Annotated in this window: 14 protein-coding genes; 4 read left to right on the top strand and 10 right to left on the bottom strand. The window is 49.2% G+C overall.

Annotated elements, in window-relative coordinates; all coding sequences use genetic code 11:
• Positions 1-25: 25 nt before the first annotated feature.
• Entirely contained in the window at positions 26-391 is a 366-nt protein-coding gene (locus ACTJJJ_RS14975) for a hypothetical protein (RefSeq protein ID WP_188933824.1), read from the bottom strand.
• A 484-nt stretch (positions 392-875) separates the two neighbouring features.
• Between ACTJJJ_RS14975 and ACTJJJ_RS14970 the strand changes: the two genes are divergently transcribed.
• The 4 genes from ACTJJJ_RS14970 to ACTJJJ_RS14955 all read left to right on the top strand — a co-directional run bounded on the left by ACTJJJ_RS14970 (position 876) and on the right by ACTJJJ_RS14955 (position 2,644).
• Positions 876-1,424, top strand: coding sequence for an RNA polymerase sigma factor (locus ACTJJJ_RS14970; RefSeq protein WP_188933826.1), 549 nt, complete (start codon positions 876-878; stop codon positions 1,422-1,424).
• 11 nt (positions 1,425-1,435) lie between these two features.
• Complete coding sequence (locus ACTJJJ_RS14965; protein WP_426293148.1) at positions 1,436-1,816, top strand: hypothetical protein; 381 nt, start codon at positions 1,436-1,438, stop codon at positions 1,814-1,816.
• 129 nt (positions 1,817-1,945) lie between these two features.
• Positions 1,946-2,206: a hypothetical protein gene (locus tag ACTJJJ_RS14960; protein WP_188933830.1), complete on the top strand. Its 261-nt coding sequence runs from the start codon at positions 1,946-1,948 to the stop codon at positions 2,204-2,206.
• Between the two features lie 33 nt (positions 2,207-2,239).
• Positions 2,240-2,644: an Hsp20/alpha crystallin family protein gene (locus tag ACTJJJ_RS14955; RefSeq protein WP_188933832.1), complete on the top strand. Its 405-nt coding sequence runs from the start codon at positions 2,240-2,242 to the stop codon at positions 2,642-2,644.
• 100 nt (positions 2,645-2,744) lie between these two features.
• On the opposite strand, the gene ACTJJJ_RS14950 is transcribed toward ACTJJJ_RS14955, so the two are convergent.
• The 9 genes from ACTJJJ_RS14950 to ACTJJJ_RS14910 all read right to left on the bottom strand — a co-directional run bounded on the left by ACTJJJ_RS14950 (position 2,745) and on the right by ACTJJJ_RS14910 (position 23,521).
• A complete protein-coding gene (locus ACTJJJ_RS14950) occupies positions 2,745-4,523 on the bottom strand; it encodes a RagB/SusD family nutrient uptake outer membrane protein (protein ID WP_440702210.1) in 1,779 nt (592 codons plus the stop codon).
• 37 nt (positions 4,524-4,560) lie between these two features.
• Positions 4,561-7,749 (bottom strand): SusC/RagA family TonB-linked outer membrane protein, encoded by a 3,189-nt coding sequence (locus tag ACTJJJ_RS14945; protein ID WP_188933836.1) that lies wholly within the window; start codon positions 7,747-7,749, stop codon positions 4,561-4,563.
• A gap of 489 nt (positions 7,750-8,238) precedes the next feature.
• On the bottom strand, positions 8,239-11,790 hold the full coding sequence (locus ACTJJJ_RS14940; protein ID WP_440702209.1) for a VCBS repeat-containing protein: 3,552 nt from the start codon (positions 11,788-11,790) through the stop codon (positions 8,239-8,241).
• A gap of 104 nt (positions 11,791-11,894) precedes the next feature.
• Positions 11,895-13,634: a RagB/SusD family nutrient uptake outer membrane protein gene (locus ACTJJJ_RS14935; RefSeq protein WP_188933840.1), complete on the bottom strand. Its 1,740-nt coding sequence runs from the start codon at positions 13,632-13,634 to the stop codon at positions 11,895-11,897.
• Positions 13,635-13,685: 51 nt separating this feature from the next.
• A complete protein-coding gene (locus ACTJJJ_RS14930) occupies positions 13,686-16,919 on the bottom strand; it encodes a SusC/RagA family TonB-linked outer membrane protein (RefSeq protein WP_440702208.1) in 3,234 nt (1,077 codons plus the stop codon).
• A gap of 348 nt (positions 16,920-17,267) precedes the next feature.
• Positions 17,268-18,410, bottom strand: coding sequence for a carboxypeptidase-like regulatory domain-containing protein (locus tag ACTJJJ_RS14925; protein WP_188933844.1), 1,143 nt, complete (start codon positions 18,408-18,410; stop codon positions 17,268-17,270).
• A 66-nt stretch (positions 18,411-18,476) separates the two neighbouring features.
• A complete protein-coding gene (locus ACTJJJ_RS14920; protein ID WP_440702207.1) occupies positions 18,477-18,953 on the bottom strand; it encodes a hypothetical protein in 477 nt (158 codons plus the stop codon).
• 25 nt (positions 18,954-18,978) lie between these two features.
• Positions 18,979-20,397, bottom strand: a complete 1,419-nt coding sequence (locus ACTJJJ_RS14915; protein WP_440702206.1) for a SusD/RagB family nutrient-binding outer membrane lipoprotein — start codon at positions 20,395-20,397, stop codon at positions 18,979-18,981.
• A gap of 4 nt (positions 20,398-20,401) precedes the next feature.
• Positions 20,402-23,521, bottom strand: a complete 3,120-nt coding sequence (locus tag ACTJJJ_RS14910; RefSeq protein ID WP_440702205.1) for a SusC/RagA family TonB-linked outer membrane protein — start codon at positions 23,519-23,521, stop codon at positions 20,402-20,404.
• Positions 23,522-23,698: the final 177 nt, after the last annotated feature.

The raw sequence follows: 23,698 nt of genomic DNA, 5'->3' as shown, positions 1-23,698 counted from the left end.
TTTTTTCATGCCCTAAGGGCTTGTATTATTTGATAACTGCTGTTACCTGACGTTTTGTTTCAGTCGAGATCGCGAATGGCTTTGTAGAGATTTCGCTGCCATTGTTGATGATGAAGCTGTAATTTCCGTCAGCCAGGTTCGACAGGTCGAAGATCTTAGTGTAGTTTTCAGACTTAGGGATCGAAGTGCTGTAAACGATTGTTCCTGTGTAGTCTTTGATAACGAGTGAAGATCTTTCTTTTACGTTTTCAAGGGACAATTTGAATTTCAATTCTGCACCGGAAACAAGCTCGATAGATGCGTTGTTTTCTTTTACTTTATCAGCAGCGATTGAAAGATTTGCAGTTGATACTCCCACCAAAACTGCGATTGCCAAGATAGTTTTTTTCATTTTATTCTTAATGTTTAAAGTCTGATTCAATGTTACCAATTTGTACTTTTCAGGCTTTTACCTGATCAAGCTCTCGAAGCATTCTCTCTTTTTAGATTTTTGCTCTTTGGACATTACAAAGGTACCCAACATTGTGATTAAAAGTCAATAAGGGCAATTTCGAATAGTGAAAGTTCTTTTTAGTGCAGTATATAAATATTGAAATAATTATACGTTTCTACAAAAAGTACAGCAAGTCGTTTGAAATTTGACAGTATTGTTAGAAAAGTACAAATGACCATTTGTTGTACTTTTTAAATATTTTTGAATAGTATACTGGGTTAATGGATTTTACAACGAAGGCACGATTACCCACAAAGCCTTTGATTTCCTGTTCCTTCGCGGTCCACCACTGCGGTGCTTTTGTGACAGAAAAATCTTGTTACCCGTTAAAGTATTTCCGAAAGTCAGCCGTCTGCTAACCTGTAATAGTTTAAAAGTCCGTTTGTCGCAGAAAAAGCCAAATATCATCCAAACCGTCGCATCCTATGGCAAGCAGTTGCTGGGGTTCATCCGGCAGCGCGTCAATACCGACGAGGATGCAGAAGATATTTTGCAGGATGTATGGTACCAGCTGAGCACAGTTCCGGAGATAGAGGCGATCGAACAGATGAGCAGCTGGTTGTACCGCGTGGCGCGCAACCGGATCATCGACAAATACCGCAAACAGAAGCCGGAATCGCTCGAAGATTTCAGCTACGAAGATGAGGATGGTGAATTTCATTTCAAGGACATTCTCCTCGCCGACGACAATACACCTGAAACCGCTTATTTGAAGGATCTTTTCTGGGAGCAGTTGAATATTGCCCTGGACGAGCTCCCGGAGAACCAGCGGCAGGTGTTTATCTGGAACGAACTCGAAGACCAGACTTTCCAGGAGATCGCCGATCGCACCGGGGAGAATATCAAAACCTTAATTTCCCGCAAGCGCTACGCTGTCCGTCATCTTCGTGAACGGCTCGAAAGCGTGTACCGGGAGTTTGTAAATTATTAAATTTGTCGACCATGATGAACCCGCAAAACAGAGGTAGAAGATTTCGGCTTGCGCTGCCGGTTTTTGTCCTGATCGCAGCATTCGCATTCGGAGCAGTTGTGCAATGGCTCTGGAATGCCATTTTGCCCGCTGCTGCCAACTTTAATCCTATCAGCTACTGGCAGGGAGTAGGCCTGTTCGTTTTATGCAAAGTACTCTTCGGAGGTTTCAGAGGGCCGGATCATCACCGGCATCATAACAAATGGGAGCGATTCAACCGACGTTTCGGTCGCGGGCACCGCGAGGAGATGCTCGCCTGGAAAAACAAATGGATGCATATGACCGACGAGGAACGCAGCAAGTTTCGGCAGGAAATGCGGAACCGGTGGAGGAAGCCACCTGAGCATATGTAATGTATAACAAACCCGGCCCGGCAGCCGGGTTTTATTTTTGACACATTTAAAGTAATTTCTTTAATCAGACGTCTGCTATGATGTAGGCGCAAATGGCGCACAATTATTCATCAAAAACCAGACAAGATCATGTTCATCGTCATTCTAAAATCCATAGGGGCCGCGGTTCTGGCAGGTTTGTTCCTGTTTGCACTCCCATTCCTGATATTCAAGGCTATATTTTTCTTCCTCTTCCTTGGGCTGATTTTCAGGCTTATTGCCGGAAGAAGGCGCTACCGTAGATGGCGGCATTACCATTCGGGCTTTTACGGTTATCCTAATGCCGATTTCGGCGGACATCAGCGCGAATACCTGGCCGACCCGATAGACCCAATGCCTCAAAAAGTTTAAAACAATTCATTCATCAATAAACAATCAAAAATTATGTGTGATAACAGATTCGGACGTCGTGGTTTTGGAATGCGCCACGAGCATTATGGCAGACATTTCGGGCCGCAACGAGAATTCCGGGTGCCGGTCAACATTGTCAAGCACGATGAGAGCTACGAAATGCTCATTTTCGCGCCCGACCGCAATAAGGAAGATTTCAAAATCAATGTGCAAGGGTTGGAGCTCACAATTTCCTATGAAGTGAAAGACAACCTCAATGAGAAGCGCAACTGGATACGGCAGGAATTCAGCAAAAGCTCGTTCCATCGGACATTCATGATAGACAATACCGTCGATACCGAAAACATCAGCGCTCAATATAACAATGGCATCCTCCAACTGATGCTGCCGATCGTGCCGGGCTCGGAGAAGCCTGCGCAGGAAATCAACGTAAACTAGGGTTATCCCAAAAACTTCATCAACTAAGAAAGCCCCCGCATTTTCGCAGGGGCTTTTCTGATTACAAACGCTTAACAAATACTGGTTCTAACTAACCAAATCATTTATACGCAGGGTCTTGTGTGAGCGTAGCTGCTCCCGCTTTGTACGACCGGTCGATCGCTTCCTGTGGAATCGGGAAAAACTCGTTCTTACCTTTTGTAAACACTGCACCCTTTTTGTAAACTCTTTTATTGGCTTCGACAGCCACATAGGCATTCAATACCTCTGCCGCAATTCCCCAGCGTTGCAGGTCGAAGAAACGGTGGCCTTCCATCGCAAATTCTAGGCGGCTTTCGAAACGAACGGCTTTGCGTGCAGTAGCTGCATCTGTCCATGCCTGGTCATAAGTTTTAATCACATAGTTTGCCGCCGGCTCATTCATGACGGTATAGTCATCCCTCGATTTAGAGCCCTGAACGGCTTTTTTCACAAAACCCGCAGGATTAGCAGCACGTGCACGGATTTGGTTCACAAGCTTCCGTGCATTTTCCAGGTTACCCAATTCCACGTCGCATTCGGCAAGCCAGAGCAGTATCATACCGTATCGCATGATGCGGTAGTTATTGCTGGAAAGGTTACCCCAGCCATTGATACCAAAGCCCGCTTTCTCGGAAATGTGCTTTTTAGGAGAATAGGGCCCTGCGTAAGTCTGGTCGCGGATGAAGTCGCTGCCGTGGATCTTGAAATCCTTGAAAAGAATGCCGCGACGGCCAACGGTCTGATCCAGACGCGGATCGAGCGTCCCTGTGTAAGGTTCGAAAGGATCGCTGTATTTCAAACCCTGGTCATTTTTCACATCGCTGTCATTGAAATTATCCAGCATCGGCAAACCGGTAGCAGTCGTTTTAAATGCATTCACGAGGTTTTGTGAAGGCTGGTAAAATCCGCAGCAGCCCCACGGGTCGATGTACGGGTGCGCCAAACCTACACCCGCGTCAGCCGCGTCACCCGACGCGCTGGAAACGGCATACTGGATCTCGAAAATCGATTCGGCATTATTGCGGGTCGCGATCAGGAAGTTATCCTCAAACTTGGGAGCCAGCGAAAACTTGCCCGAAGCAATGATCTGTTCCAGAATTGGTTTCGCTTTTTGCAAAACAGCCACATTGGCCGCACCGGTAGAAATATTCCAACCCTGGTACATGTAAGCCTTGGCCAGAAAAGCCAGCGCTGCCCATTTGGTAGGCCGTCCTACCTGCGATTGTGCTTCGGGAAGTCCCTCCGACGCCGCTTTAAAATCAGCTTCGATCATCGGCCATATGTCCTTGTCGTTCGGAATTTTGGTACTTTCCAAATCATCGAGTTTGTAAATGGTCTCGTCGATATAAGGGACTGTTTTCCACATTTTCTTGGCTTCGAAGTGAAACAATCCGCGCAGGAAGCGTGCTTCGGCAATAATCTGCTTTCTGCGCGCGTCGGCAACTTCCGGCACTTCCGCCAGGGTGTTGATCACGTCGTTGGTACGGGCAATGCCTTTATACAATCCGCGCCATTTGTTTTTGATGTGGTTGTTGGTAGGCTGAAAGTCCCATTTCTCGATGAACGATTCTTCGGGCTGGTCACCGGCGTCGGTACCTTTATAGGAATCATCAGAGGCAATCCCGCCGAAAACCCAGCTCTGGATGTCGTTGTTCCACGGATCCTGACCGTCGAGGCCCTGCCCGTCGATCATCGCGTAGGCGCCTACAAGCAAGCCTTCGACACCGGAAGGTGTTTTGAGGGCCGTAGGGCTATATTGTCCTTGCGGATCGCGGCTCAGGAATGAGTCTTTACAAGCCGAGACAATCCCGATTGCCAGACCCACCGATAGCATGTATTTTACAAGTCTTGAATTCATATATATCGAATTTTTAAGATCAGAGAAAAACCGGTTGTCAGAATGATACGTTAAGGCCGAGCAGGAATGTCCGGGACACCGGCATATAACCCCCGTCAAAGCCGAGCGTACGGTCCTCGCCAGTCTGGATTTCGGGGTTCAAACCAGTGTATTTGCTGACTGTGAACATATTCTGTCCCTGTATGTAGATCTGCGCATTGCTGAAACCGATCTTGGCGGCAATCGGCTTGGGCAAAGAGTAAGTAAGCTGCACGTTTTTCAAACGGAAGTAGGTGCCTTTTTCCACAAAATAGCTGGAAGGGCGGCTACTGATCTGGTCATCCGCATCCATAATGGGCACGGTACCTTCTTTGTGAGTCGGCTGCCATGCATCATACAACGCACGTTTGGCGCGGTTACCCTGGAAGGTGTTGAAGTCGGTAAAATAACGGAGGTAGCTGAATATTTCGTTACCCACCACGCCATTACCAAAAACAGTCAGATCGAAGGCTTTATAGCCGATATTCACGTTCAAGCCATAAACAAAATCGGGGTGCGGGTTACCGATAACGGTCCGGTCGTCGTCAGTAATTTTGCCGTCGTTATTAATGTCCGCGATTTTGAATTTACCTGCCTTATTATAGGAACCATATGGCGCCCAGGCTTTGGCTTCCTCGTCGGACTGGAAGATCCCCAATACTTTATAACCATAGTAAGACGAGATCGGCAGTCCTGCTTGCGTAAGCGTCACCGCAGGTACGCGAGATCCTGCACCGAAGTATTTGGTATTCTCGCTTTCGTCGAGCTTATCTACGGTGTTACGGTACATCGAGTAGTTGAACGACGCTCCATAGCGCAACTCGCCTTTCATTGCAGTGTTACGATATGAAATACCAAGGTCGATACCCTTGTTCGTCATCTGGCCTACGTTGAAAGAAGGGGCATTCGCGTCACCCGCCGTAAATGTGATCGGCGTCGAGAAAAGCATATCGGTGGTTTTGCGGTTCCAGAAATCGAGTTCGAGTGTCAATGCGTCGTTCAGGAATGTCGCATCGAGACCGATGTTATTGGAAGTTGTAGTTTCCCATTTCGCATTAGGGTTACCAAACGAAGAGGCGTCATAACCGATCGTTGGCTGACTTCCCGAACCATCGATAGGATAACCTGCATGGAAAATGTCTGCCCGGTAAGTGGTGTAGGCATTGTAATCCCCGATTTTCTGGTTACCTGTTTTACCCCAGCCGTAACGAAGTTTCATGTCATTGATAAAACTCACCGATTTCATGAAGTTTTCGTCCGACAAACGCCAGCCCAAACTAAATGCAGGGAATACGGCATTTCTGGAAGCCTGCTGGAAACGGGAGGAGGCATCGTTACGCAAAATAAACTGGAACAGGTACTTATCCGCAAAAGCGTAGTTAACTTTTCCAAATTGCGAATAAAGGCTGTAATCCCGGTTCACGCCACCGTAGTTGGTCGCTTTGGTAGCATCTCCAAGATTCAGGTAGTTGATAATGGAAGGTATTTCAAATGCATAACCTGAGCGGGAAGCACCAAACTCTTCGGCAAATTCACGGATAGCTTCAACCCCAATGTACGCATCCACTTTATGATTTGTACCAAAATTGCGAGAGTAGCTCAAAGTGTTCGTCCAAACCCATTGATAGGAATAATAATCGGTGGCAGTGGAGCCGTTGTTGAAGCTACCTTCCACATATTCGGGGTTGGCACGACCGATGTAGCGGCCCCGCTGGCTTACCCCATCGATACCAAGGCTCGTCTTAACGGTTAGGTTTGGAATAATGTCGAACTCCCCGTATACGTTACCGAATGCGCGCAAGCGATAAGTGCGGTTATCTTTTTCACGAAACAGCGTCGCGTAAGGATTGGAGTTATTTCCAAGGTTCAACCCGCGGGAACCGGCAAAATTTCCTTTGATATCATAAATAGGAAGCAACGGGTGGTGCTTGTAAGCACCCGATACCGCATTTTGTTCCTGGTTATTACCAAACCCCCCTTTTCTGTTATCAAAAGATACCGCAAGGTTCTCCCCTACGCGGAACCGTTTGTTAGGGGTAGAGAATTCGGTGTTCGCCCGAACGGTGTAACGGTCGTAACCGATGAATTTCACAACCCCGTCCTGGCTGAAATACCCAACGGACAGTGCATATCGGCTGTTTTCAGTACCGCCACTCGCCGATAGCTGGTAATTTTGAATGGGTGCTGAGGAAGTAAGTTCTTTCCACCAGTTGGTGTCGGCTGCTTTGGTAATGGCATAGATGTTTCCCGGCACGAGCGAGTATTTCGCAGGGTCGACGTCCGGTGTCCCCTCTTTACCTTTGCTTGGGAATACGTAATCAGGCAATGTAATCTCTCCATTGGGCCCGTAGGTGTACTGGCCGTGTGAAGGGGTTTTACCTGCATATTTATCTGCCAGATAGAGGTATTCACCCAGTTCCCTGGCATTTAATGCTTCTACGTCCTTATATGCTTTCTGCGTTCCGTAATAAGCATTGAAGGAAATCACCGGCTTACCGATCTTACCTCTTTTGGTAGTGATGATCACAACGCCGTTTGCCGCCCGCGAACCGTAAATGGAGGCCGACGAAGCGTCTTTCAGGATTTGGATCGTTTCGATGTCATTCGGGTTAAGGTTACCCTGGTTTTCAGTCGGCACGCCGTCGATGATAAACAGCGGGTCATTGTTACCAATCGTACCGAAGCCCCGTATACGTACAGTTGCGTTTCCACCCGGTGTAGCATCGTTTACAATGTTCAAACCCGACGCACGGCCTTGCAATTGCTGTGCGAAAGTGGTTGCCGGAACAGATTGAAGATCTTTCGCATTTACGGTAGTTACCGAGCCGGTAATATCACGCCGCGACTGCGAACCGTAACCGGTCACAATCACTTCTTCGAGCGCGCTGACGTCGCTTGTCATTGACACGTCTATAACCGTTCGATTGCCAATCGCCACATCCTTGGCACTGTAACCGATAAATGAAAATACCAGAACCTGGGCGCTGGAAGGCACTTTAATGGAATATTTGCCGTCCGCGTCCGTAGTGACGCCAATGGTCGTCGAACCTTTTAGTGTGACCGAAGCTCCCGGCAAGCTCGAACCGGATTGTTCATCCATGACCTTTCCGGTGATGGTGATATCCTGAGAAAAAGCTGTGAGGGAGATGAGGAAGAGAAGCATGCAAAAAACCGGCCGGCTTCCCAGGCGAAGGTAGTTTTGTTTCATCGTATTTAGTTAGGTTAATATAGATTCTACCCAAAAATATTCAATTGAAATCATTAAATAATCTAATATAAGTAAAATATATTCAATCTAATATAGAATTGTATTATTTTATCATACAACCCAGACAGGAATTGATCTTTTCTAAGAAATAGCGCTCTTTTGAAATGAATTTTAATCTAATTTTAATCTCCATTAAATTAAGTGTCAACCATACAAATAACACAAAATCAATACTTTAAAGTAAATGATCAGTTACAAAACGTGTTACTATCTAATGCTTGAAAAAGATAAAATATCTATATCGAGGTGATAGAGGCAATGCGACGCTCTATCCAATTTAATTTATATAATTAAATTAAATATCTCAATTTTCAGGCGAGGCAAAAAGCACCACAAATTGGAAAATTTATATTTCAACAAAAAGGCCGCTGTGACCTCGAATCCGGGCAAATGCCCGTCGGTCACAGCGGCCTGCTTTTGTTAATAAGGTTATTTCAACTCTCTTTTGTTTCCTTTGGAGTCAATGGCGGTGATCGCCGAAACATAATCGGGCAACAACAGTGCGTGGCTCGATTGCGACAGGAACGACGAGCCGTAACCGGGTTCGTCCCGCCTTGATTTTCCATTCTTCAAATGCAGCACTACGGATGTTTCGCCGGCTGCGAGCGCCACTTTCCGCATCGGACGGTTAGCTTTGTGGAAGCGCAACAGTTCGCGGTTCTGTGAGGTAACCGAAAGCCACTTGCCGTCGGATGAAGCAAGGCGCACCAAGCCTTTCATATTGCCGTTAGCCATATAGCCACTTTCGGAAATACTGAGCGGGCGAAAACCGCCTTTGCCGTCGCCTTTCAGCACAAGCCCATACATGGCGTCGTACCGCCCTACCGACACTTCTGAGCCGTAATCATTTCCCGACAGCATCAGGTCGAGATTGCCATCCTGATCAAAATCGTCCGCTATCATTCCAAAAAGCGGCGCAAACTGCGCCTGAACTGGCAACTCACGGATTGCAAACTTGCCCCCGCCCTGATTTTCGATATAACTGCTTTTCAACCAGGTGGCCGACAAATGCAATGCATCTTTCAACTCTTCCGGTTTCAGAATATCCGGTAAACCCGACTCGGCAAACTTCCCATATTCCTGGAACCGCTGCCGCACCTGGATCACCTGCTTGCCCATGTCGTCGCGCGTGTTGTAGGGAAACTCCTTGTAAGTATCATCCTGGGCCTTGTAAAAGACCGTCGGTATCGCGTCGAAATAGCCGTCATTATTAAAATCCTTCGCATACACGCTCACAGGACGACTTTCAGAAGCTCTGCTGAGCGTATTTGTTCCAAGGTTCCCACCGATATAATCCATATCACCGTCGTTATCAAAATCCCCCGCGACGAGGCTTCCCCACCATCCTTTCTTCGCTTCCAGCCCGGTAGCAACCTTTTTGAATTTGCCTTTCTCATTTTTCAGGAATGTCAATGGCATCCATTCTCCCACCAGCAAGAGGTCTGTCCAACCATCATTGTCGTAATCGGTCCAGAGCGCATCGCAAACCAGCCCGATTCCCGCCAGTTCGGGCGCCACAGATGTTGTGACATTTGAGAAACGTACTGTGCCGCCATTAGAATCGTTGCGCAACAGGTAGCTCGAAACCGGTTTAGGGTACTTACCAGATTCCACCCTGCCGCCAACAAACAGATCCAGGTCGCCGTCGCGGTCGAAATCAACCGCTTTTACGCACGAGCCATTCACCAGAAATCCGGGCAGTGCAGCCATATCGTGTGTAAAGTGCCCTTTTCCATCATTGAGATACAATGCATTCTTCAACGCATCCGAGCCTTCCTTGATTTCGTAGCTGCCACTGACAATATATAGATCCAGGTCCTGGTCACGGTCTGCGTCGAAAAGCAGTACCCCCATATCCTCGGATGTTTTTTCAAATCCTTCCGGACCGGGCAGTAAATCCGCAACCGTAAATTTACCATCAGGCCGTTGCAACAAAAACCGGCCTTTATGCAAATAGGCACCGCCTACAAATACGTCTTCCAACCCGTCGCCATTCACATCTCCTGCCGCAAGCGCCGGTCCGAACTGCGACATTTTGTGTGGTAACAGCTTTTGAATGTTAAAATCGATAATATCCATTTCCTCGTGGCGATAGGACACACTTAGATCGGCCGTAATATCTGTAAAAAGCTGCGTAACTGGCGTTCCGGCGGGCGTCGGAACCATCGCGGCATCCTTCTCGCTCACAACCAGCAACTGATTGGCGTTAATGTTTTTCAATACCTGGCTTTTTCCGCCCGGCCATGTGACTTTCACCTCTTTCAGGGCCTTCTCCGTCCCTAATCCGAAATGCAAAACCGGCTCCACCGTCGACAGATAGCCGCGATAAGGTGAGTTTTCTCCAATCTGCTTTCTCCCGTCTGCATAAGTAATTTCCGCAATAGCGCCGATTCCGGCATTGTTGTAACGATCCCCTTTAAACGCAATGCGCAAATAATTACTTTCCGTCGGCCTCAGCTGAATGCTATTATTGCGATAGACCATTGCCGAGTCGTTGATGTTATTAACGACATAATCAAGATCTCCGTCGTTGTCCAGGTCGGCATACGCAGCCCCACTCGAAAACCCCGGGGTTTCGATACCCCAATCACTGGTCACGTCGTCGAAAGCGAGGTTGCCTTTATTCTTGAATGCAAAATTCCTGATCCGCACGCTTGGAATATAATCCAGCATCATCATCGGTGCCATAATGCTCGATACCTCATTGCGATAAGCGATGAAGTCGAGGTCGGTAATGTCCCTCGGAAAACCATTTGTAATAATAATATCACGAAGACCGTCATTATCGAAGTCGGTCACCATCGGCGTCCAGCTCCAATCCGTCTCGGCAACACCGCTAAGCAGTCCTATTTCGCTAAAAACGGGCGATTTGCTGTCTTTCGAAGCACTTCCCATGTTGAGTTGCAAAGTATTTCTGGCTACCTGGTACTGATAACCGAACAGGTCATTGTTCTGGTACGTCACATAACTGTTGGCAGGCGTCATCATTTTCTTTCGGCGGTTTGTCGCCGGCATCATGTCCACGGCCAGCACGTCCACCAGGCCGTCATTATTGAGATCGGCCACGTCATTGCCCATCGCCGAATGCGAAGTGTGTTTGAAATAGGTGGCAGCCTGGTCTGTGAAAGTACCATTGCCGTTATTGATATAGAGAAGGTCGTTGGTGAGGTAATCGTTCGTGATATACACATCCTTCCAGCCATCCTGATTTACATCCGTCACATTGATCCCCAGGCTGTACCCTTCAATCAGAATGCCCGCTTCTTTGGATACATTGGTAAAAACCGGGTGATTCGACTTCGCGTCCCAGTCGTTCCGGTACAGCCGGTCGGTGCGACGAGAGGAGCCGTCGACGATCTTTTTATGGTATTTATTTGGAAAATTATTGTCATCCATTTCATTGACGATCAGGAACAAATCCAGGTCACCGTCATTGTCATAATCAAAAAACGCGGCATTCGTCGTGTGCGTTGTATCCGCGATGCCATACTCCTTCGCCATTTCCTTAAAAACCGGCACTTTGTCCTTGCCCAGCCCTTGGTTTACATACAGCAGGTTTTCGCGTTGCTGCGGCACCTCACGCACGGACGCGCACACGTAAATGTCCAGGAGTTTGTCATTGTTAATGTCCACCAGAGCTACGCCGGTCGACCATTTATTTTCAGGTGCGACACCAGCCTTTTTGGTCACATCCTCGAATTTAAAATCCCCCTTGTTTAAGTACAGCTTGTTCGGAACTGTGTTACCTGTGAAGTACACATCTGGCAGGCTATCGTTGTTGAAGTCGCCCAGTGCCACGCCTCCTCCATTGTAGACATATTCAAATGCCAGGATATTCATCGTATCGTTTTCAGCGATGCGATTGGAGAAGCGGATGCCTGTTTCACCGGCAGGTAATTCGGTAAACGTTTTGAGATCTTTTTTGCAGGATACAAGCAGGGCAGTTCCTACTAATAAAGGAAGTAAGTGCTTCACGAACATTTGCCAGGTGCAATAAGTTGACAGAATCAGGATATTTCGAAATTAAGAAAAGGAGATGGTAAATACATACCATCTCCCCGGGAAATTAGTCAGGTTTGAAATGCTTAGAAACCAGGGTTCTGTTTCAGGACATCCGCGCCCTGAAGGTCAATCTGGCCTTGCGGTATCGGTAATAATTCATATTTGGTTGCAAACTTGGCATTACCTAATGCCCCGGTCAGCTTTTTCGATTCATAAGTGAGATATGCATTGAGTTCCTTGTCGGCAACGCCCCAACGCACGAGGTCATAGAACCGGTGGCCTTCCAGGTTAAGTTCGAGCTTTCTTTCGAAACGAACCGCCGTGCGTGCAGCCTCTTTATCCGTCCATGCGGTTTTATAAGTACCAATCACGTATTGCGCCGCAGGAGCACCGCCTTTCTTCACAAAACCATCGGGATTTGCCGCGCGGGTGCGCACCATATTCACATACTCCCGGGCCTTTTCCAGGGTTCCGGCTTCCACTTCGGCCTCAGCAGCCATCAGGAGCACATCTGCAAAGCGGATCACCGTGTAGTTGATCGCCGTATAGCCTGGGGTCCAGGAACTGTTATCCTGCAAAGAACCTACATCTGTTTTGTAATAAGCATACTTTTTGGGGCTATACGGACCGCCATTTGCCTGGTTACGGATCCAGTCGGCACCGGGGTGATCGATCCAGTCAAGGAATGGGATTCCGCGACGGCCTACCGAGTGATCGAGGCGTGGATCGAGGTTACCGGCGTCAGGGGTGAATTTATCCTTTGACAGCAAACCCATATCCGATACCACCGCATTCTTGTCCGAATTGTAAGACCCATCGAGCAATGGCAGGCCACTGGCATCTGTACGGTGGGAGTTCACCATTTCGAAGCTGGGCTGGAAGAACCCGCAGCAGTTACCCGGGCCGTTGGCACCTGTATTATAAGGCCAGTTAAGGTCAAACTCGGGGTTTGCATTGTTTACGCTACCTGTATTGGCTGCGGCTTGTACTGCGAATACAGATTCCGTGTTGTTGTCATTCGAAGCGCGGAACACGTCGGCGTATTTCGGCACAAGCGCATATTTTTTACCGTTGGTCGTCTGTCCGCTGGCGATGATCTGATCGAAAAGCGTTTTGGCCTCAGGAAATTTTTTCTGATAGAGATACGCCTTGGCCAGGTAGGACGCGGCTGCCCATTTATTGGCGCGGCCCACTGCATCCTGGCTTACAGGTAAGTTATCAAATGCAAATTTGAAGTCCGCCTCGATCTTCGGCCAAAGATCCGCATCGTTTTTTACCTTTTCGATGCCCGAGCCGTAATCCACCGATTCATCCACATAAGGAGTGTTTCCAAATGTCTTTTTCAGCTCGAAATAGTAATGTCCGCGCAGAAAACGTGCCTCCGCGATGATCCGCGTCTTGGTCGCGTCCGTAACCTCGGCATCGGCCTTCGCGACAAGGCGAAGTACGGCATTGGCGCGTGACACACCTTCGTAATTGCCGGCCCATTTTTCAGAAATAACGCCTTGCGTACTCAGGTATTCGTAGCGCTGTATCGGGTTGATGTCGCTGTAATCACCGGGGTCGGTGCCTTTGTTGGCATCACCTCCGCGGATACTTCCCCAAACCCAGTTGCTGGGACTTGCCATCCTGCCCCCGGCACCCTTGCCGTTGATCTGCCCATAGACGGCGATCAGCGCACCTTCAAGCCCCTTTGTAGAAGTAAGAAGCCCCTCGCTCACCGCGCCCGTCGCCGGTTTTTCCAAAAAACTCTCTTTGCAGGAGAAGAACACCGTCATCAGAACGGTGATGATCGCCATACTATTAGTGAATATCTTTTTCATCGATTCAGAATATTAATGATTCATTCAATGTAGAAACAGCCTGATTAAAGATTAGAAACCGAGGTTTAGACCGAAAACCCAGCTTCTTGTTACAGGATAGTTACCTACATCAATCCCGAATTGCGTGTCGGCATTACCACCTACACCGGGGTCAAGTCCCTGATATTTGGAAATCGTGAAAATATTGTTGGCTGAGGCGTAGAGTCTCAGTTTTTGCATTTTCAGTTTGGCCAGCAATGTTTTGGGCAGGTTATAGCCCAGAGAAATGTTCTGCATTCTCACATAATTGCCGTTTTCCACATAGAAAGAGTTGGCCTGTGTGTTGGTACTGAAATTAGAAGCGCTTTCAAAAATGGGTATGGTAGCGCCTGTGTTCGATGGCGACCATGAATCTTTAACCCTTTCGCTGATAGCTGCGCCTGCAAACGAAGGATAGAAGTCAGTAAACCATTTCGAAGCGTTAAATATCTTGTTACCAACCGAGGTGTACATATAAGTTTCCAGCTCGAAGTTCAGGTAAGTCAGTTTCAGGTTCAAACCGCCTGTGAATTTTGGAACAGGGCTACCCAGGTACGTACGGTCATCGGCATTGATGAGGTTGTCGCCATTGATATCCTCATAGCGGAAGCGACCGATCCCTTTTCCATCCTGTGCCGGAGCGCGGTCCACTTCTTCCTGAGTCTGGAAGAGGCCAGTTACCTTATAGCCATAGAATGCCGAAAGCGAATAGCCGAGTTGGTTGCGGATGGGTTGCAGACCACGGTACCCCGGGTTGATGCCGGCCAGGTATTTGTCACCGCCAAGATCACCAATCTCGTTTTTGAGGATACCCCCCGTTACGTTCAGCTCGTAGCCCAGCTTGCTGCCGGCTTTGCCTTTGGTGATGATCTGGAAGTCGATACCCTTGTTGGTAATCGTTCCCGCATTCACGTACGGAGGAGTTGCTCCTGAGCCCACAACGGCTGGGACACCTTTCTGGAACAGAAGGTCTTTGGAATCTTTCTGCCACAAATCGAGGATCACGTCCAGCTTACCATTGAAAAATGTCGCATCGAAACCGATGTTTTTGGTAACGCTGGTTTCCCATTTGGCATCGGCATTCCCGAGCTTGCTGCGGTAATAACCTTCCGCAGCACTGGTATTGGAGCCGGTAATATCATAGGCCGATGTTCCGATACCTGCCGAGTAGAGGCTGTACTGGTTGTCGGGACGTACCGCGTTGGAGTTACCCATTGTACCGTAACCTCCGCGGATTTTCAAGTCGCTCAGGAAGGTAACGCCTTTCATGAAGTTTTCGGAAGTAACGCGCCATGCTACCGATACCGCCGGGAATACCCCATAACGGTTGGCCGCACCGAAGCGCGAAGAACCGTCGCGACGTAACACCCCGGATACAATGTACCGGTCATTAAATATGTAGTTCAAACGACCGAACAGAGAGTAGAACGTCACCCCATTGCTGAGCTGGCTGTTGGTTACTTTCGACGACACGTTCGACATGTTTACATAGTTGATGTCGTTCGAAAACGGGTTCAGACCGGATGCCTGCAAATCGCGGCTCACGCCCGTATTCAATGCTTCCTGGCCTACCAAAACATCCAGATTGTGCAAACCGAATGTCTTCCGGTATTGTGCCGTGTTGGTAAATGTCCAGGCGAAGCGGTATCCCGAACCTTCGCCATAGCCTACTGCAGAGTTGTTTTCCGAGTTTTCGTACTGACGGCGTGAATAGTTCCAGTAGGTATAGTTGTTATACTGGCCTCCAAGGCTCGACCGCAAGGTCAGGTTCTCGATCGGATCGAATTCCAGATAGACGTTACCGAAACCGTTGGCGTTGAATGCATTATTATTTTTCATGCCGTCACGGGTAGCTACCGGGTTTCTCGGGTTGTTGAAACCTTTTGCCGCCGTTCCCGCATAGCCGCCAAATTCGTCATAAACCGGAATGATGGAAGGCATACGGAATGCGCTCAGGATATCGTTTTCGTCGTTTGCTACACCTTGACCGTTGTTAGCTCCCCCGATACCCAGCACCTGGCGGTATGTACCCTGGATATTCTCTCCGAATCGCAGATTTTTCAGGATATTAAACTCGGTGTTCACCCGGAAAGAGTAACGTTTGAAGCTGTTGTTCAAAAGAATACCTTGCTGGTCCTGCAAGCCTAAGCCAACAAAATAACGGCCGTTTTCACCGCCCCCTGAAAAGCCCAGCGAGTGCCGGGTCACGGGCGCCGTTCTGGTGATCGCGTCGTACCAGTCGGTGCCGGCGCGATTGGCCCTTACCACCTGATAAACCGACCCTGCAGTAGGGTCAACGTTGTATTTTTTACGTTCTGCTGCCAGATCGACATTGCCGGTAACACCATAGGTACCACCCACCATGAGGTAGTCGGGGATCACGGGTTGTGCACCTGTGCCGAATTGCGGGTGTGTCCAGTTCTGATCGCCCGGTTTCCAGCCCGAATTCCGGAATGCATTCCAGGTCCAATCGGCAAAGTCCGTCGGGTTCATCATTTTCTGGCCACTGCCCGGGGTTGTAAAACCGACCAGGCCATCATAAGTCACGCTCAGCTTTCTGTTGCGGGTACCTTTCTTGGTTGTATAAACGACCACACCCGCCGCGGCGCGCGCTCCATAGATAGATGCTGCGGCTGCATCCTTCAACACAGTGGTCTGGTCGATATCATCGGGGTTAAGAAAGTCGGTCGAACCCACAGGTACCCCGTCCACGATATACAACGGTTCGTTGGCTTCGAAAGAGCCGAAACCACGAACGCGGATCTGGCTGTTGGTACCGGGCTGGCCGTTGGTGATCACCGTCACACCCGCCACGCGTCCCTGCAACTGTTGTTCCACGTTTCCGGACGGAACCGCCGTCAGGTCTTTTGCTTTTACGAGCGCTACCGACCCGGAAGTTTCGCGGCGTTTGTCGGTCGTATAACCGGTCACAACTACTTCTTCCAGCGCCGCTACGTCGTCTTCCATTTTCACATCGATCACCGTCTGGTTACCCACGATGATCTCCCTTGTTTTGTAGCCGACAAAGCTGATCACAAGCACATCTTTGTCTGATCTGACATTCACGGCAAAACGCCCGTCGGCGTCCGTGTTCGACCCGATCTGCGTACCCTTGATCAGAATGGTAGCTCCGGGGATTCCTGTGCCAGCGGGATCAGACACAACGCCAGTCACCCTTCGATCCTGTGCAATAGCTGAAAAAATGGTCAGAAACAGAAGGAGGAAAGTGAGCCAATCCCGCATGGGATTCTTGTAGATTATTTTCATATTCCTTAGCTAGGTTAATATTTATTAGGCATAGTAAATTTATCATTATTTTATCAAATAATTACATCTATAAAAGTATTGCTTTTATTTTTTGACAGAATAGTGCTAAAAATGGATAAAATAGTGTCACTAAATGTCTCCACTAGTTACTTAATATTTTTGCGTCCTAAAAGCACCTTAATCGTTTAAGGAGTGAGTATTGTACGATATTACCCCGTTTTCAGTTATAACAAGGTGACAAAGCCGCCAGCATCAGCCGTATTTCTTCCACGCTGCTATGGCTGCTCAGCGAGTGGCGATATCTGCAAAACATTTTACGGGAACTATATACGCAAAGTAATGCGGTGATCACTCGTCACGTTTCCAGTCGGCGGGCAGAAGGTTGGAGAAACGATCGTTGCCCAGGTCGCCGGCGATCTCGAAACCCATCGGCATTACTACCCATCCTTGCGGAGTGGTGACCATATAGCCTTGCGGAAGGGTGATCTGGGTATAAGCGTAAGGCATATCGGCATAGGGCGACCTGCCATTTCTATTCATATTAAATACTTCCAGCTGTGTGCGCGACACCACCAGCCGCTCGGTAGGCAATTCCCCCGGGCGTACCAGCCGCATACCGCGCACAGGTTCTATCCGGTTGTGAACGTGGTTCGCAATAGTATTATATCCATTAACGCTCCTCACAGATTTGAAAATGCGGAGTGAATCGGGAATAACCTGAAATACCTTGAAACCCTGTTCCTGCAAGCTATCCGCCACCATGCTCGTCAGCAAATGTTTAAGAGAACCTTTGTAAGCTTCTTTTTGATTGGCCCGCCACAACTTGCGTTGCGCATCATCCTTGGGTACAAGTAGTTCAAAGCGCGTGGCTCCGCCATAGTAAACTTTTCCATTGAAATAATCAAAGTCATCGAGGTCCTGGTGAATGCGGTAACCCAACGCGTAGTTCTCAATGACCAGCGGCTTGGTGGTCTGTGCGCCAAGATGCCCGTCGTCGTCTTCCGAAATCCGCAACGCCTCGGGGTTCAGCACTTTACACAGCTTGCTGAATTTACCTCTCCCCAACAGTTCCCGGATAATGATCTTCAAATGCTTCTCACGCTTCTTATTCTTTTTGGCTACAATAGTAACTCCTTTCAGCTCCTGCCCTTCCCGTAGCTTAAATACGACCGTCCTGGTGCCCGGCTGTTCAAAGCGGAGTGTTTGCTTCACAGTTTCATAGCCCAAAAACGACACCACGAGTTCCAGGTTACCGACCGCCAGGTTCGGCAAACGGTAGTTCCCGTTTTCGTCGGAATTGGTCCCAATTGTTGAATTATTAATAAAAACATTGGCAAACGGCAGCGGTTTACCGGTTTTTTCGTCGGTAACCTTGCCAATAAGGGTAACGGTTGCCGCCTGCTGCGCGTACGTTCCTGTACGCGCGAGTACGGCCAGGATTAATATCAGTAAGCAACGGGTAAGGGATATGCAGTTCAAAACAGGGCGCATCAATATTCAAAGCTTTAAACCTCAAAGATAAATGAGGAGTTTGTAAACGTTGCATATCCCTTTCACTTACGGCTTCGTTTTGAGCGTGGCGCTCTTCCTGGACGAGGCTAACGCATTCTCCGCAATGACCTCCGCAAAAATCACCGAAGTAATGTTCTTCCCTTTCGGCGCCGTGATGGGCACTTTCATGACGTAATTCCGGAGTTCTGCATCATATTTCTGCGCTCCCGCAGGTACGGTCGCAAGAAGCGTCTGCGAGCCCGAGGCAGTCGGTGCCGAGTAAATTTTAAACTCCTTCACGGCAACTTCCGAGGTATATTCAATATTCACGTTCACCGTGCTGAGCGAATCCACCGTAGTCGTGGTCTGCAACACGCCAGCCGCATTATAAACCTTCGAGTCGCCCAGCCAGACTACGGCTATTTGGGCCACTTTCCCATTACTGACCAGCAGGTCTTCAAACAGATCCGGCTCTTCATAGCAGCTTGTGAGCAGCAACGTGGCAGTCAGGTAGGAAAGCATATATGTTAATATCAGTTTCATAATTTCTCAGTTTGATAGGTAAAAGCTACTTGGTGATCAGCCACATGGCCACTTCGGGGTCTTTCTGGTTGGCCAGCACGGTTTTGGAGTTGCGGGTGATTTCCGAATCGGGATATTTCATACGCTGGATCCGTTTGCCCTGCAAATCGGGGTTAGGGTTGGCGGGCATTGGGAAATCAAGGTAGTCGTATTTACGGATGTCCGTCCAGATGTCGCCGATCAGCAGCATGGATTTGAATTTCTCCGTAATGATTTGCTTCGCAGTCAGTTTCGAAGCACCTACGTTGATCCGCGTGTCTTTCAGGAATTTGTCAATCTCCGCGCCCTCAACACCGACTTTCTTCATATTGGCAGACATCATTTCCTGATAAGCCGCGTACCCGGCTGCCGACGTGCCTGTGCTGCCATGTTGGGCCAGCCTCGCCTCCGCCTCTATACCTTTCAATTCGGAGTAAGTCATCATCGTCAGCGGCGAGTTGATGTTCGAATGCCATGCTTTGTTATTCAAATCGACCGTCGAGCCACTGCCCGAGCCCGGTATTACTCCGGAATAGACGGTCTGGTTACTCTTTATACCTATCACTTTCGACAAACGCGGGTCGGCAACGCCTTGTGTGGCACCATTAAAAAGATCTACGATCGTGTTCGTAAACGTGACAGAGAGATTACCGGTAGTATTGGGGATCGCAACTTTGCTGTACCACGGACTCAGGTTTTTGGAATTGTACTGTAATTGAAAATCATCCTCATTGCCTTTCATGCCCTTTTCCAGCGCGGCAAGCGCGCCTTCCGCGGCTTGCTGGGGATTCCGCAACGAGCCATGCCACAGGTAGCGGGCACGCAGCGAATAGGCCAACCGGGTCCATTTGCTTAGGTCACCCTGATAAATGAGGTCGTCCTGGCCGGGTTTTGCGCCCGTGCCGGCAGCGAGTTCCGTCACCGCCTCGTCGAGCAATTTGAGAATAGTTACGTACACCTGTTCCTGCGTGTCGTAGGCGGGTGAAAAATTATTCTGATCGGCCTTGCTGTAAGGCACATTCTCCCAACTTACAGTCGCTACGCCGAGGTTATAGGCGGTCAACACCTTGGCAATGCCCATATAAGCCGGCGAGACTTCCTCCTGCCCTTTCTTAATGATCGTATTGAGTTGCGGCAAAGCATACAGGTAAAGGTTCGACCAACCCAGCGTATTGTCGGTTTCGGCATATGTATCGATCCCGTTGGCACCTAGCGCGCTGCCCAGCTGCTGCGCATATTGGCAGGCGACGTAAGCCTGCTGGAAACTCGCCTCGGCTGTGTAAAACTGCGCAGTAGGAAGCAATTCCTGCATTGTTGCATCACCTTTGAGGGTCCCATCCGTATTGACGTCCAAGAACTTATCGCAGGCCGTCAGCAGCAGACCCAGCAAAGGCAGTATTTGGAATATATATCTGATATTTTTCATGTTCCTAAAAATTGACATTAATACCCAATTGAAAACTGCGTGTTGCCGGATTGTTCCGCCCGACAAAACCGATGATATTCGTGCCGGAACCAAATGTGAGCGCTTCCGGATCATACCCGCGGAACGGCGTGTTCAGAAACAGGTTGGTACCCGTAAAATTGAACCGCACACCGCCTTTGAAAACCGACTTAGCCAATGCCGCCTTGGGGATCGCATAGGAAAGGCCCAACGTCCGTAGCCGCAACCAAGAGCCATCCTGAATGTTGAACTGCGCCGAATTGCCCATGTAGCGTGCTGTGGACGGGTTGTAGAAAGAATCATCGAGGATAACCGCTTTGGTGTTGGGCACGTACGTTACCGAATTATCCGCACCCGTTTGCTCAACCACCCCTTTAAATACGACCTGCTCATAGCGCCGTCCGGTAATTGCGATCGACCCGGCCCGGAACGCATTACGCTCACCGAGATCTACCACATCGCCTCCCTGCCGCCATTCGAGCAGGAAAGAAAGACCTATTCCCCGGTAATTGAAGGTATTGGTTAAACCGGCTGTCCAGTCCGGCAATGCATTGCCCCAGGGCACGGTCACCTGGCTCGTAAGCGGCAAGCCGTTTGCTTGGATGAGCAGCTGTCCGTCCGGCGCGCGCAGGTAATCGAGTCCCCAGAGTTCACCGAGCTTGCTGCCTTCCCTCACTTTCAAAACGCCCCGGCTGCCGTTATCGAAATAGGCGATTTCTTCCAGCTCATCAGGCATTTCAATCACTCTGCCAGACATTTTTGTAAAATTCAATGACATATCCCACGTAAACCGCGCCGTGGTCACCGGCTTGAAAGTGGCTAGTAATTCGATACCCCTGTTACGTATCAAACCGATATTGGTATAGTAAAATGAATAACCCGAGACATTGGACACCGGAGCGCGGACGATCTGATCTTTGCTATCCATGGTAAAATAGGTAGCATCGAGCAACAGGCGGTTCCTGAAAAAGCGCAGCTCCGTACCGAATTCAATGGAAGTTGTCCGCTCCGGTTTGAGATTATCCGCAGCCGTGGTGGAGCGGCGAACATAACCAGGTACCGTATTCCCGAACGGGAAGTTATCGGCCAACTCATAATACACGCCTATCACGTACGGGTCGGTGCCCTTGCCCACCTGCGCCCACGAGGCCCGGAGCTTTCCGTAACTGAGAATATTGTTTTGGGGAAGACTTTCCGTGAATATGTACCCGGCGCTAAATGAAGGATAAAAGAACGAGTTGTTTGCCTTGGGAAGTGTCGAAACGATGTCGTTCCGGCCTGTTGCATTCAGGTAGAGCATTTCCTTGTAGCTCAGTTTGGCGTCTGCAAAGAAGCTCACAATCCGGTATTGCAAGGGGGAGTAAAAGCGCTTTTGCACATTGCGGTAACTGCTCATCTCGTCGGTAAATGGTGCTTTCCAGCCTTCGCCTCGCTCATAATAACTGTCGGGGCGCTTGCTGCCTACTACCGAGTTACCCACCAGCAGGGAGCCGTTCCAGTTTTCATTGAACTGCTTTGTGGCAGTCAGATATAAATTGGAGTTGATCTCGCGATAATTGATGTTTTCTTTGATCAGAAAGCCCTTCACTGCCGTCCCAACATCGAAAGTACTATCGACCTGCCGCATCCGCCGCTCGTTGAAAGCGTCCATCGTGATCTGGTATTTAGCAGTAAGCCAGTCGGTAATATTGTAGTTCAATGTAAGATCGGCGATGTAGCGGTTCACGGCGTCGACTCGCGGGCTCTTTTTGACCAGGTAAACTGGATTATCGGTAAAACCCGGCAGCAGGTTCTTGTAAGATCCGTCGGGATTCAGGTAGTCGTTGACGTCGTAGGTATTCGGCCAATACGATAATGCGCTGAATACTGATTTATCACCGGCAGGCGGGCGCTTGCCGCCGGAGCGGATGTAGTTGAATGAACCGGAGGCCGAAAAGCGCCTGGTGAAATTGTACGTACCGGCGATCTTGGCAGAAGTCCTCTCGAAATAGGTGGCAGGCACGATCCCCTGCTGGTAATTATGGCCTGCCGAGACGTAAATATTGCCTTTTTCACTTCCTTTGGTCAGGGTGATATTGTTGTTGGTGCGAAAACCAGTCTGGTAAAACCCGCGAAAATTGTCGTAAATGCGGTCGGTAGTGTTGCCGATAACCGATGGCCCGAACGATTGATAGGGCGTCCGCTGGCGCACTTCGGTAGGCAAAATAAATTCTCCGAAACGCCCTTGCAGGAAGCGCGTTTGAATATCCGGAGATTTGCCCAGTATGTCTACGCCCCCCGACAGCGAAACCGATACATTCAGCTTACCCGTTTTACCACGTTTGGTAGTGATGATAATCGCCCCATTGGAAGCGCGCAGCCCATAAAGTGCCGTCGCGGCGGGGCCTTTCAGGACCGATATACTTTCCACGTCGTCGGGATTAATATCCGCTGCGCGGTTGGTATTCGCAAATTGCTCCGAAGCTCCCGGAGAGGCAGACCCGGCGCTCGGCAGCGGATTCCCGGCGGTGGTAGCATTACTGATGACAATACCGTCGATCACAAACAGCGGCTGGTTATCGGCGCTGCCGCTGAGCGAGGTAATACCCCTGAGGATAATATTCACCCCGGCACCGGGCGCCCCGCCCGAACCGGTGATCACCGCGCCCGCAATCTTGCCCTGCAATGCGCCTACCATATTGGGGTTCCCCGATTCCCTGAGCTCGTCGGACCGGATGGACTGCACCGAATAGCCGATCGCCCGCTTCTCCTGCGTCTGCCCCAGCGCGGTTACTACCACCTCATCGAGCATCGACACATCGGCTTCCATCTTCACGTTGAGTTGCGAGCGTTGATTGCCGAGTAAAAGCTCCTGCTTTTTGAAACCGATAAAACTGAACACGAGCGTCTCGCCAGGTCCCGCCTGAATGGCATACGCTCCCTTCTCGTCGGTCAAAGTTCCCTGCGAAGTTCCTTTGATACTTACGCTCACGCCGGGAATTTCAATTCCGTCCTTGTCCGTGACCCTCCCGGATACTGAACCGTTTTGTGCCCGTGCGGCATTCCAGCAAATCGCCAATGCCAAGCACAGCAACAGCAGGTTGTTGTGAAGTAGTTTTTTCATCATTAATTAGCTAGGTGTCGTTATATGATATCTGTAATTTACAATTGGTTCTTTAAAAAGTATCACTTGAAGTCACAATAAGACAACAAAAGGTAACATATCGATTAGCCTGCGGCGGCAAATGATGTCCCTGAGGCTCCATATTTCTTTCAATTTTCACTTAAAAAAATATTACTACTA

Source organism: Dyadobacter sp. 22481 (assembly GCF_052044875.1).
Taxonomy (GTDB): Bacteria; Bacteroidota; Bacteroidia; order Cytophagales; family Spirosomataceae; genus Dyadobacter; species Dyadobacter endophyticus.
The sequence above is the reverse complement of the archived record's forward strand: the minus strand, read 5'-3'. Positions and strand labels throughout refer to the sequence as shown.